Here is a 16,842-nt window from a genome sequence, read left to right on the forward strand (position 1 = left end):
AAGCAATCCCCGATTAGAAGAGCAACTTTAATGTTTGCTCTGTACAGTTGGGGATTGCTTCGTGCCTCGCAATGACGTTTTTTACTGTTCGTTAGCCTTATGTTGCTGCGATACCAGTTTTTCTACCGGGTATCCCATCGCTTTACATTTTGCCACTATCTTATTGTATTCGTCTGCCGGCATGCTGGGCTTGCGGCTCATGATGAATAGAAACTTATAATCCGGGTGACCAACAACCGCGTATGAGTAATCGTCGGCAATATCTATCACCCAATAGTCAACCTTAATAGGCCATACAAACTGGGCTCGCATATCGGATGCGTTATTATCCTTTTCGGGGAAGAGTTTTGATTTATAGGTTTTCAGCTCGTTATCCCCGCCTTTTTTTGCTACGGTTATCACATTATAGTAGCCATCCTTATTTAAAGTATAGGTGGTGGTAGTTTCCCTGGTACCCTTATCGAACATGGTAGGGATAGAATATAAAGAATACCATTTACCCGAAAATTTATTCAGATCAACCCTGCTTACCGGCTTGTTTACAGGCGCCGTAAGGGTGGTAATTAATAATATAATAGATGTGCAAATTACTTTCATGATCAAAAAATTAAAGCCCCGTTACATCCAATTACGGAATAACGAGGCCTTAAGATTTTTTTAGTGTGAAAAAGCCCCCTCTAAATCTCCCCCGGTAGGGGAGACTTCTGACTTGCAAAGCTTTTTAAGTCCTCCCTACCGGGGAGGATTTAGGAGGGGCTGGGCTTACTTCACCAACGTACCAATGGCTTCGCCTTTGGCAATTTTCATGAAGTTGCCTTCTTTGTTCATATCAAATACAATGATAGGAAGTTTGTTTTCCTGGCAAAGGGTAATGGCGGTCATGTCCATTACATTAAGGCCTTTATCATATACTTCCTGGAAACTGATCTCGTCATAACGGGTTGCCGATGGATCTTTTTCAGGGTCGGCAGTGTAAATACCGTCAACACGGGTACCTTTCAGTACAACGTCGGCTTTAATTTCAATGGCGCGTAATGAAGCGGCAGTATCGGTAGTAAAATATGGGTTACCGGTACCGGCACCGAAGATCACTATTTTACCAACTTCAAGGTGGTGCATAGCACGCCTACGAATGTAAGGCTCGCAGATCTGCTCCATTTTAATGGCCGATTGCAGGCGGGTTGCCACGCCAATGCTTTCCAGTGCGTTTTGTAAAGCCATACAGTTGATCACGGTGGCCAGCATGCCCATATAATCGGCTTGAGCACGTTCCATGCCCGATTTTTCGGCGCTAAGGCCTCTAAAAATGTTACCGCCACCAACAACTATCGCAATTTCCATTCCTGTGTCGTACACATTTTTAATGTCATGCGCATATTGCAATACCTGTGCATTATCAATGCCATATTGCCTGCTGCCCATAAGCGATTCGCCCGAAAGTTTCAGTAAAATTCTTTTGTATTTCATTTGGTGTGATTTGTTATTAACGAAAATAAAGGGAACTTGCTTTTGTAGATATCATGAATTGATAAAGCGTTGTTCATATGAGGTGTCGTTCGCCAAAAATAGCGAATAAAAATCAGTGTTAAAATTTTATGTTGTCTTTGTTAATAAATGGCCGTTAAGGATGGTGACTTCCACCTCAAAATCAGCATTAAAAACTACCATATCGGCATCAAAACCTTTTTCAATTTTACCCTTTTTTGTTTGCTTAGCCAGCTGTGCGGGGTATAACGAAGCCATATTTATAGCTTCAACCAAATCTATACCCACTTGTTTTACACAGTTTTCAACAGCTTTAAGCATGGTAAGGCTCGATCCACTCAGCGTACCATCGGGCATTACGTATTTATCCCCTACCAGGCGATGATGATATGCGCCTTCGGTTGTTGAAGTTACTGCATCGGTAATTAAAAACAGCTTATCACCCAGTTCACGCTTGGCCAGCCTGATCATTGGCCAATCCACATGGTTACCATCGGCAACAATACTGGTGTAGGGCTTTTCTTCAAAAATAGCTGGGATATACCCGGGCTCGCGATGATGCATTTGCGGCATGGCATTAAACAGGTGTGTAACCGCCGGGATGGGTTTATTTAAAAACGCTTTCCCTTCGGCATAAGTAGCGTTGCTATGCCCCGATGATATGATGATCCCGGCATTGTATAGGTAATCAATTACTTCCTGGTCTTGTAATTCCGGGGCAATGGTGATCATTTTTATCTCGCCTTCGGCCTGCTCCACCCAGCCTTTAACTTCGGCAAGGGTAGCTTTTTTGATATACTTCTCTGGATGCGCGCCTTTTTTGGCAGCATTTAAATACGGCCCTTCCAAATGCAGTCCCCAGAAAGCACCGCGGGCTTTTTTGCGAAACGCCTTTGCTGCTTCAATGCCCGCTTCCACAATCTCATTGGTATTTGTGCCAATGGTAGCAAAAACACCGGTAGTTCCCTGGTTCAGCAAATCGTTTTCCAGGCGCTCCAATGCTTCAACACTTGGTGTCCCGGCAAATAATAAACCGCCGCTGCCATAAATTTGCAGGTCGATAAAACCAGGGGCAAGGAATGAGCCATGAAAATTGTGCTTTTCGGCATCTGCCGGAATGGCTGTATCATCAATAACATCAATGATAGTTCCGTTTTGGATTAAAACGGCTTTGCCTGTGGCGATAGTGCCGTTTGAAATGAGTTTGTGGTTGTGAAGTGCAGTTATCATAAGCCCCCTCTAAATCTCCCCCGGTAGGGGAGACTTCTTGTTTTATTATAAATTATCCTTTTCATAACAAAGCCCTCCCTACCGGGGAGGGTTGGGTGGGGCTACAAAAAAAATCCCCCTCGTTAAAACGAGAGGGATAAAATATTTAAGCTCCTAAAGCTACCCGCTTAAATGCGGTTACTGTGAGGCCTTTTTCAACGGTGGCCAGGAACTGGGCAACGCTTTTTGATGAATCTTTCACAAACTCCTGGTTTAACAGGGTTGAGTCTTTATAAAACTTGTTCAGTTTACCTAAGCTGATTTTTTCAACCATTTCTTCTGGTTTACCTTCTGCACGGATCACGTCTTTAGCAATCTCTAACTCACGCTCAATTACAGAAGCGTCAACACCGTCTTTATCAACAGCAATAGGGTTCATAGCCGCAATTTGCATGGCAACGTCCTTACCTGCTTCATCGGCACCTTCAGGGTTTGAGTTTAAAGCAACCAATACACCTAAACGGAAGTTACCGTGTACATAAGCGATAACTTTTTCGCCGGTGATGATCTCTAATTTAGATACACCAATTTTCTCGCCGATTTTACCGGTTTTGTCAATGATGGCCTCACCAATAGTAGTAGTGGTGTTTTCTGTATCGATAGAAAGCGCATAAAGCTCTTCGATGCTTTTTGGCTGGTTTTCAACCGCTTTGTTAGCAACTTCGTTAGCGAAAGCGATGAACTCAGCGTTTTTAGCCACGAAATCAGTTTCGCAGTTAAGTTCGATGATCACACCGGTTTTGCCATCTGCACTGGTACGTGAAATAACAACACCTTCGTTTGATTCGCGATCCTGACGGCTTGCGGCAACTTTAGCACCTTTTTTTCTCAAAAAATCGATAGCTGCTTCAAAATCACCGTTAGTTTCGGTCAATGCTTTTTTGCAATCCATCATGCCGGCACCAGTTTGCTGGCGCAGTTTATTTACGTCGGCTGCAGATATTTGTACTGTAGACATCTTTTTTTGTTTTAAGTTGTATGTTATGAGTTGTAGGCTAAAGGCAAATTTAATATACCGCTGTAACCCCCAACTGTATTTATTATTAAAAAATATAGGTTGTATAAAACAGCCTATAAGTTAAAAGTCGTAAGTACTAAGAACTAAGCCCGGGATTAATTCCAGGCTTAGCACTTAGTGCTTACGACTAAAATTAATTATTCTTCTGTTTCAGCAGGTGCTTCGGCATCAGCCTCGGCTACTACGTCTGCAACTTCAGCAGTTTTTCTTGCTCTTTTACCGTCTTCGCTACGATCTTTAACTTCAGGAGCATCAGCTTTTGATTTAGCAGCAACTGCTTCTTTTTCAGCTTCGTCTTCTTTATCGCGTTTACGTTCTTCTAAACCTTCTTCAATCGCTTTGATGATGATGCTGGTAATCAATGAAATTGATTTGGTAGCATCGTCATTCGCAGGGATAGGGAAATCGATGTTTGAAGGATCAGAGTTGGTATCAACCATAGCAAATGTAGGGATGTTCAACTTCAAAGCTTCAGATACAGCGATATGCTCTTTCTTAACGTCGATCAAAAATAATGCTGCAGGTAAACGGTTCAGATCAGAGATACCACCTAAAAGGGTTTCTAATTTGATACGCTCACGTTGTATCATCAGTCTTTCTTTTTTAGAAAGGTTGCTGTAAGTACCGTCTTTAGTCAATTTATCAATGTTTGACATCTTTTTGATTGACTTACGTACAGTTGCAAAGTTGGTTAACATACCACCCAACCAACGCTCGGTGATGTATGGCATGTTTACGCTTTTTGCATAATCAGCAACGATATCTTTCGCTTGTTTCTTTGTAGCTACGAATAATACCTTACGGCCTGATTTTACTATTTGTTTGATAGCTGCAGCAGCTTCTTCAACCTTAGTTAAGGTTTTATTTAAATCTATAATGTGGATACCGTTACGCTCCATGAAAATGTACTGTGACATTTTCGGGTCCCATTTGCGGGTAAGGTGACCAAAGTGTACACCAGCGTCCAGTAAATCCTGATAAGTTGTTCTTGCCATTTTGTTGTCCTCCTGTGATTAACGTTTACTGAATTGGAATCTCTTACGTGCTTTCTTACGACCTGGTTTTTTACGCTCAACCATACGGTCATCACGTGTCATAATACCTTTAGCGCGTAGTGCTGGTTTCTTTTCAGGATCCAGTTCAACAATGGCTTTCGCGATAGCTAAACGAACGGCTTCTGCCTGTCCTTTTACACCACCACCTGCAACATTTACTTTAACATCAAATTTTCCGGTTGAACCAGAAACTTCGGTGCTTTGAGTAACAATGTACTGTAATGGCAATGTTGGGAAGTACTCTTTGTAATCTTTACCGTTAACGATGATCGCACCATTTCCTTCTGAAAGGTAGATGCGGGCAACGGCTGTTTTTCTTCTGCCTGAAGTGTTAGTTGTTGGCATTTCTTTTCTCCTTTAAAATTAAAAAGTTAAATGGTTGTTGGGTTTTGCGCTGCATGAGGATGCTCAGAACCTGCATATACATGCAGATTGCCAAATAATGCTTTGCCCAAACGACTTTTAGGTAACATACCACGAACGGCTTTTTCAATTACGCGCTCTGGATGCTTTGCCATTAACTCCTTAGGAGAAATGAAACGCTGACCACCTGGATAACCAGTGTAAGAAACATATTGCTTTGCGCTAAATTTGTTTCCGGTCAACTTTACCTTGTCTGCATTGATAACTATCACATTATCACCGCAGTCTACGTTCGGGGTGAAATCTGGCTTGGTTTTTCCACGAATGATCATTGCGATCTTTGTAGACAAGCGCCCCAAAATCTCGCCTTGTGCGTCAACAACAACCCATTGTTTGTTAACGGTTTTTTTGTTGGCTGAGACAGTTTTGTAACTTAACGTATTCACTTGCTTTAAATTAAATTGTTTAAACGTTTATTATACCCCGCATTTTCGGGACTGCAAAGATACAGCTATTTATTTTATTAACAAATAGTTTTAAACTAATTTTTAGTTTGTTACCAATACTGTCGTACAATGGGTTAAACAGCGATGTTATTGTTAGTAGCAATAAAAGCAGCTGATGTTAAATAACGGATTTTGAATACCCAACAACTACCTCCATTTGATTATTTCGATACCGAACATGCGTGTTGAATATTGATCCCGTTTTAAACTTCCCATTCCCTTTGGTGACACAACAATGTCACCGCTAAAAATCAATACTAAAAAGCATTTTGATGGACATTTCTGTGTTGCGCGTGATATTCAAAAGTGTTGCGGTTTGTTTCACTTGTTGCGAACGCAACAGTTTAGTTGATAAAAAATGTTAATTTTTGATTCTCACCTCACAACTCTTTTTAATTATCAAACCGATGGCATATCTTAGCGAAGAACTATTGTAAATACCCCAATTGATGATACCCCTACGCAGGTTAGCGCATGCCTTATCACTTCTTGTGCTATGCCCGGCTATGCTGTTCGCCCAAAAAAAGGTGAGTATAGAGGATTCATTGAAAACCCAGCTTGATGCCAATACTTTATTAAACTCCCTTTTCAGCAAAAAGAGCGCCACAGCAAGGGCCGACACTACTCAACCAGAAAAAAACTTTTTTTGGGCGGTGTTACCGTCTGCTGCTTACAACCCGAGTGTTGGGTTTGCCATTGGCGCTACATCTGCAGCTGGCAAGTACTTTGGCGACAGGCACAATACCATTCTATCGATAATGAACGCCGCGGCTTATATCTCAACCAACGGTCTTTCTACCCTCGAACTTAAACACAACGCCTTCACCTCAAAAAATACATGGAACCTGCAAGGTGCCTTACAGGTAGGCAAAACCATAGCTAAGGACAATGGCCTGGGTACCGGCAGGCGTAGCATAGGCGATGGCCCCTTCCATATGGGCGATGAACATTTTGACGATAACCCCGATGAATTCCCCATCAAATACACCTATCTTAAAATAAATGAACGCATCTACCGCAAAATAACCGATCATATTTATATAGGTGCAGGCCTGAGTTTCAATTTTTATGATAATATTAATGACGATCGCAAAAATATTCCCATCACATCAACCCATAATTACATGTACAGTATCCGCAAAGGATATTCGCCTTATAGCTATAATGCCAACGGCATTTTGGTGAACTTTCAATACAACAGCCGCGATCAGCCCAACCGGGCTTTTAAAGGCATTTATGCCGATTTTATTTTTCGCGCCAATCAGGGCTGGCTTGGCAGCAACCACAATGCCATTCAACTCAAAACCGAATTACGTAAATACTGGAGCCTGAGCGATACCGACCCTGAACACGTTTTGGCTTTTTGGCATTGGGCCACCTATACCGTAGCAGGCTCGGTGCCTTATTTGGAATTGCCGGGCACCGCGAGTGACGCTTACGGCCGCATCGGCAGGGCCTTTATCATAGGCCGTTTTAAAGGACCATCGTTTGTGTATAACGAAGCAGAATACCGTTTTCCGATAACTACCAACAAGCTGCTGAGCGGAGTAACTTTCGTCAACGTAGAATCAGCTAATAACCAGCGCGATATCAAACTATTCAGGTACTGGGAACCAGGGGCCGGGGCTGGGTTACGCCTATTGTTCAACAAATTTACCCGGTCAAATATGTGCTTTGATTATGCCCGGGGAGCTTATGGCTCCAGCGGCTTCTTTTTGGGGGTTAACGAAGTTTTTTAAACGTGTTACAGTTTAAGGCATAAAAACGGCGAACGCGAAATCATACTTATTCCCTCCTGATTTTCAATGCATATTGATGTACGTTGCCGCGGTATCATGTACTTTATGAATTACGACAGCAACACATTTATCGCTGGTCTTATCTACCTCAAATGAAATACCTTTATCCAGATCGGTATACACCTCAACTTTGCCCGTTTTGGCGTTATAGCCTGACGTTAATTTTACAGTATACCCTTTTTTAATGGCAGCCAATGAGGAGCCTACCCCAACACCATCGGCGGTTTTAAACCAGGGCGAGGTTATCAATATTTTTTGGATACGACTAACCGCCTCATCTTTGCCACCCATATTACGGTGCGCAAAGATACTCGTGCGGTACCCTGCTATATTATGCTTAGCAAACCAAACCATCAACGCACTGCCCATAGCCGCATCTGAGCTATCGGGCCGCCCTAATAATTTAACGGCAGTTTCAGCATCATCATTTACCATAATATGGCCTATGCCTTTTCCCGGCATAATGAGCCTATCGACTGATACAAGACTGGCGTTTGAAGTATCGGAAGCAATAAGCTTATTAGCGGCAGAATCCTGCACAGCGGCACTGCTGGTTAACGAGGTATCGGAAGTACCCTCTTTAGCACTGTCGGGTGCGGTTTGCTTTTGGGTTGATGAATTGCAGGCAAAAAAGCCGGCAATCAATAATATCAAAACACTATTCTTTATCATACATTAGCTAACAGTATTTATCACTAATTTGTTGGCGCGGTAATGCGCATATCATCTAACTAAACACAAATCCCGTTGTTATAAAGCCATGACAGATAAAGGCCGGCAGGTAATACAGCAGTGGTACAGGCAAAAAAACTGGCAACAGTTTCCCTTTCAAAAAGAGATGGAAGCGGCCTATCTTAACGGATACTCCGGTCTGTTAAACGCGCCCACCGGCAGTGGTAAAACCTTTGCCTTGTTTTTACCCTTTTTAGCCGGCTTTATAAATCAGCATCCCGATACTTATACTACACAACAAAACAACGGACTGCTTATGCTGTGGATAACCCCGTTACGCGCCCTTACCAACGATATCCGCAAAGCCATGCAGGAGGCCTGTGACGAAATGGGCCTGCCCTGGCGCATAGCCACCCGCACAGGCGACACATCTGCCGCCGAAAAGGCCGCCCTTAAAAGAAAGCTTCCCGAAGTACTGCTCACCACCCCCGAAAGCCTGCACCTGATGCTGGCCCAAAAAGATTACCCCAAACTATTTAACAGCCTACAGGTAGTAGTAATTGACGAATGGCACGAATTACTCGGAACCAAAAGAGGAGTACAGGTAGAGTTGGGGTTATCGCGATTGAAGGCCCTTGCGGCAGTAGGCAGTTCTCAGTTGGCAGTGGGCAGTGGGCGATTAGCAGGCGGCAGCGGGCAGCATTTATCTGATAAAGCGATGTTATCAACCGGTGTAGAACAAACAAACAAAAAAAATAATATCCGGCAGCATACTGCAAACTACAAACTGGAAACTGCAAACTGCCCACTGAAAATCTGGGGCATCAGCGCAACTATTGGCAACCTTGAACAGGCGGCCGAGGTATTGCTGGGTAACGACTTCCCACCTGAACAGATCAAAATGGTGAGGGCCAACCTGGAGAAAAAGTTAGAGATCAAATCTATCATCCCCGAAAACGTGGAGAACTATTCATGGGCCGGGCATATCGGTTTAAAATTGCTGCCACAGGTGATGGAAATTGTGGCCAGGAGTAAAACTACCTTAATATTTACCAATACAAGGTCTCAATCTGAGATCTGGTACCATGCCATTTTAGATAATTATCCGGAGTACGCGGGCATTATGGCTATGCACCATGGTTCCCTGGATAATGAGCTACGCAACTGGGTAGAGCAGGCCTTGCATGCCGAAGCGCTTAAACTGGTTGTTTGTACCTCAAGTCTTGATTTAGGAGTCGATTTCAGACCTGTTGATTGCGTGATCCAGATAGGTAGCCCCAAAGGCGTAGCCCGCTTTATGCAGCGCGCGGGTCGGAGCGGCCACCATCCGGGTGCCATATCCCGCGCTTATTTTGTGCCCACTCATTCGTTGGAATTATTAGAAGGCGCGGCGCTCAAAGAGGCCATCAAAAGGGGAATTTTTGAAAGCCGCGACCCCATGCTGCTTACCATGGATGTACTGATTCAATACATGGTTACGCTGGCCGTATCAGATGGCTTTAGGGCCGATGCACTTTATAAAGAAGTAAAGGGCACCTATGCTTTTGCCGATTTAACAAGTAAAGAGTTTAGCGAACTCCTGGAGTTTATAACCACCGGCGGCAAAACACTGGCCCAATATGATGAGTTTTTAAAGGTAGAGATAGAGAATGGCCTTTATAAGGTGAACAGCCGCAGGGTAGCCATGCGCCATCGCCTTAGCATTGGCACCATAACCAGCGAGCTTAGCATCCGCATTAAATGGCTTAGCGGCGGCAGTCTGGGCACTATTGAAGAATCCTTTGTATCCAAATTAAAACCGGGCAATACTTTCTGGTTTGCAGGCCGCAGCCTGGAGTTTATCAGGGTAAAGGAGATGACTGCCTATGTAAAAAAATCAAATTCAAACAAGGGTTTAATTCCCAGTTGGAACGGCGGCCGCATGCCGCTGTCATCACAACTGGCGGCTGTATTCAGGGATAAGCTGGATGAAGTTGCGCACGGCATTGAAAAGGATGTAGAAGTTATCGCCTTAAAACCCCTGTTTAAATTACAGCAGGAACTATCCCACTTGCCGCAAAGCCATGAATTTTTGATCGAGTCGTTCAAATCAAAACAAGGGCACCATTTGTTATTTTACCCTTTTGAGGGACGGTTGGTACACGAGGGAATGGCATCGTTACTGGCCTTCCGCATCAGCAAGATCAGGAATGCGAGTTTCTCCATAGCGATGAACGATTATGGTTTTGAACTTCTTACTGATGAAGATGTACCTATTGAGGAGGTTTTAGAAGATACCGGCTTCTTCTCCATAGATAACCTGATAGATGATATTCAGCACAGCCTAAATGCCAATGAAATGGCCCGCAGGCGTTTCAGGGACATTGCCCACATCGGCGGGCTGGTATTTACCGGCTACCCGGGTCAGCAGGTGAAAAACAAGCACCTGCAGGCGTCCACTTCGTTATTGTTCGAGGTATTTACGGAGTACGAGCCGGATAACCTGTTGGTACGCCAGGCCTATAATGAAGCCCTTGCATTTCAGTTGGAGGAATTTAGACTAAGGGCGGCGCTGCAACGCATTCAAACCCAAACCATCATTCTTAAAAATATTGAGCGCCCAACACCCTTTGCCTTCCCGATAATGGTTGATAGCCTTGGCCGCGAAAAACTGAGTACCGAAACAATGGAGGAAAGGATTGCCAAAATGGCCCGCAATTATGGCGCCGAAGGCGTTGGCAAGGTGGATGAAACCAGGAAAAACAGGAGACCCGGGATTATCAGGAAAAAGGGATTTTAGCAGTTGCAGACTTTAAGGGCCCGTGTAAAAAAAGCGACTAAAGTCCCGAGGCTTTTTGCTTGCTTAATCTGATGTACTATGCATTACCTTGTTACCGTTCCACCGGAACGATGGAACACCACGAACATCTTTAAACCTCAATATCAGTTAGTTAACGTTTTTTAAAATGTAAACTCCGTGGAACACCTTACTCGCTCACTATCAAATACTTATATAGCATTAACGCTTTTTACTTGCAAAAGTAACTGATTGGGGGCTGAATATTCTCTTCATAGATCATAAATATTCTTCAAAGAAATTTAAACAGGCTCTCAGAAGCTGTTTAAAAACGGTTCTGGAAAGATATTACAGTCAAAAAAATCGCATTGCTTCGTTGTTTACGTTCATAATGATGTATTTCGTTTTCTTGGTATCGGTAGAACGCTGGAGACGACTCACCCCGGCAGCGCTTCGCTGGCCGACCCTCTCTCCGGCTGAAGCCGCAAAGAGGGTAAAAACTGTTTTTATTTTCCGCCCCTCTATGCGACGCAGTCGGAGAGAGGGGAAGACGGGCGTAGCCTCGTCGGGGTGAGTCGTCTGCGCCTTGTTCACGTCATGCTGTCCTTCAGATATCGAAAATCTTACCAAAGGCAGTAACAATCTATTTTTCTTATTTTTAAACAGCCTCTCAGAGAGAAGACTTTAATTTGTGAGTTGAACCCGCGGATTATTCATCCATCTTCTTATTACGTCCTTCTTCTTTGGACAAGGCTACCGGTATGGCACCCTAATTGAACAAGTCTATCTGCTGCCCTATAACATCCAACTCGTTTTGGTGAAATGAGCCGGTATACGACAGCGTTTTATACTTTTCTTTACTTGTTTTATAGATATTGGCCAGCCATACGCCATGGCTATAAAGGGAGTAATACAACCCTTTAAGTGCAGCATCTTCTTTAGCGCGGATGTTAAGGTTCATTTGCTTATCCTGAACGGCATAATGTATGTCGAAATTTTTCATATAGCGATATTTGGCATTAGGTAAGATGTTGTAATATAGTCAATTGTTTGCATTTATTAATCTCTTGTTAAAAATATTTTAATTAACACCGGCTGTTATGTTAATGACTTTTGCGTCCTTCTATTCCTGCACATAAAAGGTGTCGTTTCTCATCATGATGTTTGTTTATCATCATTAAAAGTATTTAAGTAGATGTTTTGTTTGAACCGGCGTGAAAAAGAGGTAAAAGGGTAAAGGAGAAAGGTAAAAGGCACTTCCACTTTTTGCAAACTAAAAAATAAACGATCAGGATATTTCTTGTCCTTTATCTTTTGTCCTTCCATCTTTCGTCCCCGAAAAACCTTTACCCTTTTGCCTCAAAAATCTCCATCGATTCATTATGCCTGTTTGTCGATACATCGGTACAGAGTATAGGCACATAGGGCATCTTTAGCTACTCGTATTAAAATTTATGTCGGTTGCTTTAAAGGCTGAAAAAAACCTTACTCTTATTACTTGTATTCTACTCTCACTATTTTTTAGTGCGAAAACCCGCGCCCAAAGCCTGGGCGACCCGGTAGTGAAGATCACCTTTGGTTCTGGCACGGCATCAAGAGCCGGCGCGCTGGCAGCCGACTCAGGCTCCACCACCTACGTTTACAGCGGCAGCGGTGAGATAGGCGAAAATTACTATACCATTACCAACCAGGTTAATACATCAGTACACGGTAGTTTTGTTACCAGTTATGACCATGATTATGAAACCACCGGCAAAACTACGGGCTACATGATGGTAGTAAACGGCAACGTGCAGGCCGGCACAGTTTACACCCGTACCGTGCCGGGGCTTTGCGGCAATACACAATACCAGTTTGGGGTTTGGGTAAAAAATGTGCTGTCATCAAATGGCATCCCACCTAACATGGTTTTTCATATTTACGCGGCCGACGGCACAACCGAGCTAAGCACGCCGGTATCAACAGGCGATGTACCAACCGGCAATGTATGGCATAATTACACGGCTACTTTTACCTTACCTGCCGGCACAGGCGATGTCATTATCAAACTGGTAAGCAATGCCAGTGGTACGGTAGGTAATGATTTCGCGGTGGATGATATTACCTTTAGTCCGTATGGCTCTACCGTATCGGCGGTATTTACGCAAACAACCGGTACCACCGAAAGCACCTGCGCGGGATCTACCCAAACCTATACTGTAAAAGCCACCAGTACACTGGCAAGCGGCTATGTACAAAAGCTACAGATGTATGTTAACGGAGTATGGACGGATTTAACAACCGGTAGTACTACAACCACCTATACTATCACATCACCAACAACAGCAGGTACCTACCAATACCGCCTGGTTTCGGCATCTACAGACAACATTAACTCGGCAAGCTGCGTGGTAGCCAGTAATAATCTTACCTTAACGGTTACACCGGCCCCCACAGCGGCCTTTTCAGTAGCTACCGCTACCTGTTTAGGTACAGCGACAACTTTTACAGATGCATCGGTAGCCAACGGCACCACCATCGCATCCTGGCTTTGGGACTTTGGCGACGGACAAACATCTGCCCTGCAAAATCCGGTGCATACTTACGCTGCAACAGGCACTTATACAGTAAAACTAACCGTTGCGGGTACCACAGGCTGCTCCCCATCAACCATCAGTAAAACGATCACGATTAACCCGCTGCCAGTGGCGGCATTTACCTTTACCAGTCCCAATTGTTTAACGCAGCCGGTTACCATAACCGATCAATCAACAACCGGCACAGGGACCACCATTACCAGCTGGATTTGGGACTATGGCGATGGCACTACCGAAACCAAAACTACCGCGGCGGCTTTTCAGCATTTGTACACAGCAGCGGGTACTTATAGTGTTAAGCTTACGGTTACCAACTCGGGTGGGTGTACCGCTATGGTTACCCAAAGTTTGAAGGTTAGTCCGCTGCCGGTTGCAGCCTTTACTATGCCCGATGTTTGCCTGGCTGATGCTTCGGCTACGTTTACAGATGCCAGCACCATAGCCGATAATACCACAAGCGGTTTTACCTATTTATGGAATTTCGGCGATGCCAATGCTACGGCAGGTAACCCCAATACATCCACTTTGAAAAATCCGTCGCATAAATATACCCAGGCAGCAGTTTACCAGGTTACGCTTACGGTAACATCGGCAAGCGGCTGTGTATCTACTATAACCCAAAACTTTACGGTAAATGGCTCCATCCCGGTGGCGGCGTTTACAGTAATAAACCAATCGGATCTGTGTAGTAACCACCAGGTGCTATTCACTAATAATTCTACGGTAGATTTTGGCAACATCACCAAACTGGAATGGTATTATGATTATGCCAACAACCCCGGCACAGTGGTTACTGACGAGAGCCCGTCTTACGGTAAATTATACGGGCATAATTACACGGCCTTTCATACCCCCGCAACTCAAAATTACCAGGTACGGCTGGTGGCCTATTCTGGCGGTACCTGTGTATCTGTTATGGATAAAACCATTACCCTGCTTGCACAGCCCGATCTTAGTTTTACAGCCCCGTCAGCGATTTGTATCAACGGCGGTACGGTACAATTGGTAGCACAGGAAAACGCGGGTGTAGCGGGCAGCGGCATTTACCAGGGTACGGGGGTAAGCAGCACGGGCTTGTTTGATCCAACAATATCCGGAGTGGGCACATTCTCTATCGATTACATTTATACCGCGACCAATGCCTGTGCCGATACAGTGAGCCAAACCATTACAGTTAACCCGGTGCCAACCATTACAGTAGGTCCGGATATTACGGTGTTAGCTGGTGGCAGCGCGTATTTACCGGCTAAAGCAAGTGGCACCGGGCTTACTTACGCATGGTCGCCTGCCACTTATCTTAGCGACGCCACGGTACTTAACCCAGTGGTTACCCCTTTTCAGGATATTACATACACACTTACGGTTACCACCAGTAGCGGCTGCTCATTAAGCGGGCAGGTAAAAGTTTCGGTTTTGCAGGGGCCGGTGGTACCCAACACGTTTTCGCCCAATGGCGATGGCACCAACGATCAGTGGAACATCAAATACCTGGATACCTATACCGATTGCACCGTTGAGGTTTATAACCGCTACGGTGCCAAACTATTTGCTTCGGTAGGTTATGCTGTGCCCTGGGATGGCACCTATAATGGCGCGCCTGTACCGGGCGGCGTGTATTACTACATCATCAATCCCAAACACGGCAGGAGTACGCTATCAGGATCGTTGACGATATTGCGATAAGATTTTATTGCCTGTTTTATTCCTCTTCGCGCGCAAAATGCTGGCGTAGTTTTTCCTCTTCCAGGTCAAGCAGATCTAATTGCTGCTTAACGATAACGTCATTAATGCTTTCTTTTTTGTTGAGGGTATGCAGCAGTTTGCGTTGCTCCTGCATCAGGTGGCTCATGATCTTGCGGTAATCTCTATAGTAATCATCGGCGCGTTTGGCGTTGTCATCTTTCTCCCAGTCTTTCAGCAGGGCCATATCGGCGTTAAGGCGTAATTGTAGTGACTTTACCATATCGTTGGTTTTAAGCTGATCGGCGTAGTTATCATCCAACAATTGTAGCGAAAGGCCGGAGAGCTTTTTCCTAACCAATTGCTGTTGCTGATCAAAAGAAATGGTATAATCCGGATCGGGCATATTTACCCATTTAACCAGCTTAGGAAGCGTTAGCCCCTGCAATACCAGTGTTACCATGATCACCACAAACGTAATAAACAGAATGAGGTTCCGCTGCGGAAATGCCGCCCCCGATTGTAGCGCTACAGGCACGCTAAGCGCCGCAGCTAATGACACCACACCGCGCATACCGGTCCAGCCAATCAATAAAGGGCCTTTCCAGCCGGGAGTAGGGTCGGCAGTGGTAATAAACCGACTGATAAACATGGTGAATACCATAGCGCCAAAAGTGCTCAGCAAACGGGTAACTATTAAAATACCGGTAATAATAAGGCTGTATTTAATGGCCGGAGCCAACCCCGCCGGACCAAGCTCCCTGATGATCACCGGGAACTCGAGCCCTATCAGTATAAAAACAAAGCCGTTAAGTACAAAGGCTACGGCCTCCCATACGTTAACGCCCTGTAACCGGCTACGATGTGTGAGAATTTCCTGTCGCCTTGCCGAAAGAAAGAGCCCCCCACTTACCACTGCCAGCACGCCCGAAAAATGAAACTCCTCGGCCGCCATATACATGGCATAAGGGGTAATGAAGGTAAGGATAATATCGATATTGGTTGTGGTGGGCAGCCAACGGTGAATCGCGTAAAAAGCAAGGGCCACTACCAACCCCGTAGCTATCCCCATTACAATAACAACCACGAAGTTCACGGCCGCCTGGCTAAACACAAACGTGCCGGTTGTCACTGCGGCCAGAGCAAACCTAAAAATCACCAAACTTGATGCATCATTCATTAAACTCTCGCCCTCAACAATGCTGATAAAGCGCTTGGGCACTTTTACATTTTTCAAAATAGCGGTTGCCGATACCGCGTCGGGAGGGGATATAATGCCGCCTAACAGGAAACCTATAGCCAGCGTAAAACCAGGTATCAGGCTGCTTGATACCAAGGCCACCACACACGATGTTAAAATAACAATAAGAAACGCGAAACTGGATATAACCCTGCGCCATTTCCAGAAATCTTTCCAGGAAGTGTTCCAGGCCGATTCATACAGCAGGGGTGGTAAAAATATGGCGAATATCAGTTCCGGATCTATCTGGATACCATTTAAAAAGGGCACAAAACCCAAAGGCAGGCCCGCTAATACCAACACTATGGGGTAGGCTATTTTTATTTTTTGTGCCAGCATGACTACAAACAGGATCACAACCAGCAAACAGGTGTATTGTATTATTAAATGGTGCATAGGCGCA

At 44.7% G+C, this 16,842-nt stretch carries 13 protein-coding genes; 3 read left to right on the plus strand and 10 right to left on the minus strand.

Features of this window, described 5'->3' with window-relative positions; translation table 11 throughout:
* Positions 1 to 81: 81 nt before the first annotated feature.
* The 7 genes from FHS10_RS19260 to rplM form a co-directional block, all read right to left on the minus strand.
* Entirely contained in the window at positions 82 to 597 is a 516-nt protein-coding gene (locus FHS10_RS19260; protein WP_259093598.1) for a lipocalin family protein, read from the minus strand.
* A 165-nt stretch (positions 598 to 762) separates the two neighbouring features.
* The gene (gene pyrH, locus FHS10_RS19265; protein WP_259093600.1) at positions 763 to 1,467 is read right to left on the minus strand and encodes a UMP kinase; all 705 of its coding nucleotides are present in this window, start codon (positions 1,465 to 1,467) and stop codon (positions 763 to 765) included.
* 126 nt (positions 1,468 to 1,593) lie between these two features.
* A complete protein-coding gene (nagA, locus tag FHS10_RS19270) occupies positions 1,594 to 2,715 on the minus strand; it encodes an N-acetylglucosamine-6-phosphate deacetylase (RefSeq protein WP_259093602.1) in 1,122 nt (373 codons plus the stop codon).
* Between the two features lie 145 nt (positions 2,716 to 2,860).
* Positions 2,861 to 3,712 (minus strand): translation elongation factor Ts, encoded by an 852-nt coding sequence (gene tsf, locus FHS10_RS19275; protein ID WP_259093605.1) that lies wholly within the window; start codon positions 3,710 to 3,712, stop codon positions 2,861 to 2,863.
* A gap of 197 nt (positions 3,713 to 3,909) precedes the next feature.
* A complete protein-coding gene (gene rpsB, locus FHS10_RS19280; RefSeq protein WP_259093607.1) occupies positions 3,910 to 4,767 on the minus strand; it encodes a 30S ribosomal protein S2 in 858 nt (285 codons plus the stop codon).
* Between the two features lie 18 nt (positions 4,768 to 4,785).
* Positions 4,786 to 5,172, minus strand: coding sequence for a 30S ribosomal protein S9 (rpsI, locus tag FHS10_RS19285; RefSeq protein WP_090638861.1), 387 nt, complete (start codon positions 5,170 to 5,172; stop codon positions 4,786 to 4,788).
* A 26-nt stretch (positions 5,173 to 5,198) separates the two neighbouring features.
* Positions 5,199 to 5,636 (minus strand): 50S ribosomal protein L13, encoded by a 438-nt coding sequence (gene rplM / locus FHS10_RS19290; RefSeq protein WP_259093612.1) that lies wholly within the window; start codon positions 5,634 to 5,636, stop codon positions 5,199 to 5,201.
* A 509-nt stretch (positions 5,637 to 6,145) separates the two neighbouring features.
* Here rplM and FHS10_RS19295 point away from each other — a divergent pair.
* Positions 6,146 to 7,435 (plus strand): BamA/TamA family outer membrane protein, encoded by a 1,290-nt coding sequence (locus FHS10_RS19295; RefSeq protein WP_259093927.1) that lies wholly within the window; start codon positions 6,146 to 6,148, stop codon positions 7,433 to 7,435.
* A gap of 63 nt (positions 7,436 to 7,498) precedes the next feature.
* Here the strand turns inward: FHS10_RS19295 and FHS10_RS19300 are convergent, their stop codons facing one another.
* A complete protein-coding gene (locus FHS10_RS19300) occupies positions 7,499 to 8,167 on the minus strand; it encodes a hypothetical protein (protein WP_259093615.1) in 669 nt (222 codons plus the stop codon).
* 88 nt (positions 8,168 to 8,255) lie between these two features.
* On the opposite strand from FHS10_RS19300, the gene FHS10_RS19305 reads away from it, so the two are divergent.
* Complete coding sequence (locus FHS10_RS19305) at positions 8,256 to 10,946, plus strand: ligase-associated DNA damage response DEXH box helicase (RefSeq protein ID WP_259093617.1); 2,691 nt, start codon at positions 8,256 to 8,258, stop codon at positions 10,944 to 10,946.
* A gap of 766 nt (positions 10,947 to 11,712) precedes the next feature.
* On the opposite strand, the gene FHS10_RS19310 is transcribed toward FHS10_RS19305, so the two are convergent.
* A complete protein-coding gene (locus FHS10_RS19310; RefSeq protein ID WP_259093620.1) occupies positions 11,713 to 11,946 on the minus strand; it encodes a hypothetical protein in 234 nt (77 codons plus the stop codon).
* 451 nt (positions 11,947 to 12,397) lie between these two features.
* Between FHS10_RS19310 and FHS10_RS29235 the strand changes: the two genes are divergently transcribed.
* The gene (locus FHS10_RS29235; RefSeq protein WP_310504194.1) at positions 12,398 to 15,202 is read left to right on the plus strand and encodes a PKD domain-containing protein; all 2,805 of its coding nucleotides are present in this window, start codon (positions 12,398 to 12,400) and stop codon (positions 15,200 to 15,202) included.
* A gap of 16 nt (positions 15,203 to 15,218) precedes the next feature.
* On the opposite strand, the gene FHS10_RS19325 is transcribed toward FHS10_RS29235, so the two are convergent.
* Positions 15,219 to 16,835 carry a Na+/H+ antiporter gene (locus FHS10_RS19325; protein ID WP_259093622.1) on the minus strand — a complete coding sequence of 539 codons (1,617 nt, stop codon included), beginning with the start codon at positions 16,833 to 16,835 and terminating at the stop codon, positions 15,219 to 15,221.
* Between the last annotated feature and the right edge of the window lie 7 nt (positions 16,836 to 16,842).

Origin of the sequence: Mucilaginibacter dorajii (genome assembly GCF_024808255.1) — a bacterium.
Classification (GTDB): domain Bacteria; phylum Bacteroidota; class Bacteroidia; order Sphingobacteriales; family Sphingobacteriaceae; genus Mucilaginibacter; species Mucilaginibacter dorajii.

Excerpts from the sequence above, each read along its gene's own strand:
- FHS10_RS29235 (WP_310504194.1), top strand. The coding sequence starts at position 12,398 with ATGTCGGTTGCTTTAAAGGCTGAAAAAAACCTTACTCTTATTACTTGT.
- tsf (WP_259093605.1), bottom strand. The coding sequence starts at position 3,712 with ATGTCTACAGTACAAATATCTGCAGCCGACGTAAATAAACTGCGCCAG.
- rpsI (WP_090638861.1), bottom strand. The coding sequence starts at position 5,172 with ATGCCAACAACTAACACTTCAGGCAGAAGAAAAACAGCCGTTGCCCGC.
- rpsB (WP_259093607.1), bottom strand. The coding sequence starts at position 4,767 with ATGGCAAGAACAACTTATCAGGATTTACTGGACGCTGGTGTACACTTT.
- FHS10_RS19305 (WP_259093617.1), top strand. The coding sequence starts at position 8,256 with ATGACAGATAAAGGCCGGCAGGTAATACAGCAGTGGTACAGGCAAAAA.
- FHS10_RS19310 (WP_259093620.1), bottom strand. The coding sequence starts at position 11,946 with ATGAAAAATTTCGACATACATTATGCCGTTCAGGATAAGCAAATGAAC.
- FHS10_RS19325 (WP_259093622.1), bottom strand. The coding sequence starts at position 16,835 with ATGCACCATTTAATAATACAATACACCTGTTTGCTGGTTGTGATCCTG.
- FHS10_RS19300 (WP_259093615.1), bottom strand. The coding sequence starts at position 8,167 with ATGATAAAGAATAGTGTTTTGATATTATTGATTGCCGGCTTTTTTGCC.
- nagA (WP_259093602.1), bottom strand. The coding sequence starts at position 2,715 with ATGATAACTGCACTTCACAACCACAAACTCATTTCAAACGGCACTATC.
- FHS10_RS19260 (WP_259093598.1), bottom strand. The coding sequence starts at position 597 with ATGAAAGTAATTTGCACATCTATTATATTATTAATTACCACCCTTACG.
- FHS10_RS19295 (WP_259093927.1), top strand. The coding sequence starts at position 6,146 with ATGATACCCCTACGCAGGTTAGCGCATGCCTTATCACTTCTTGTGCTA.
- pyrH (WP_259093600.1), bottom strand. The coding sequence starts at position 1,467 with ATGAAATACAAAAGAATTTTACTGAAACTTTCGGGCGAATCGCTTATG.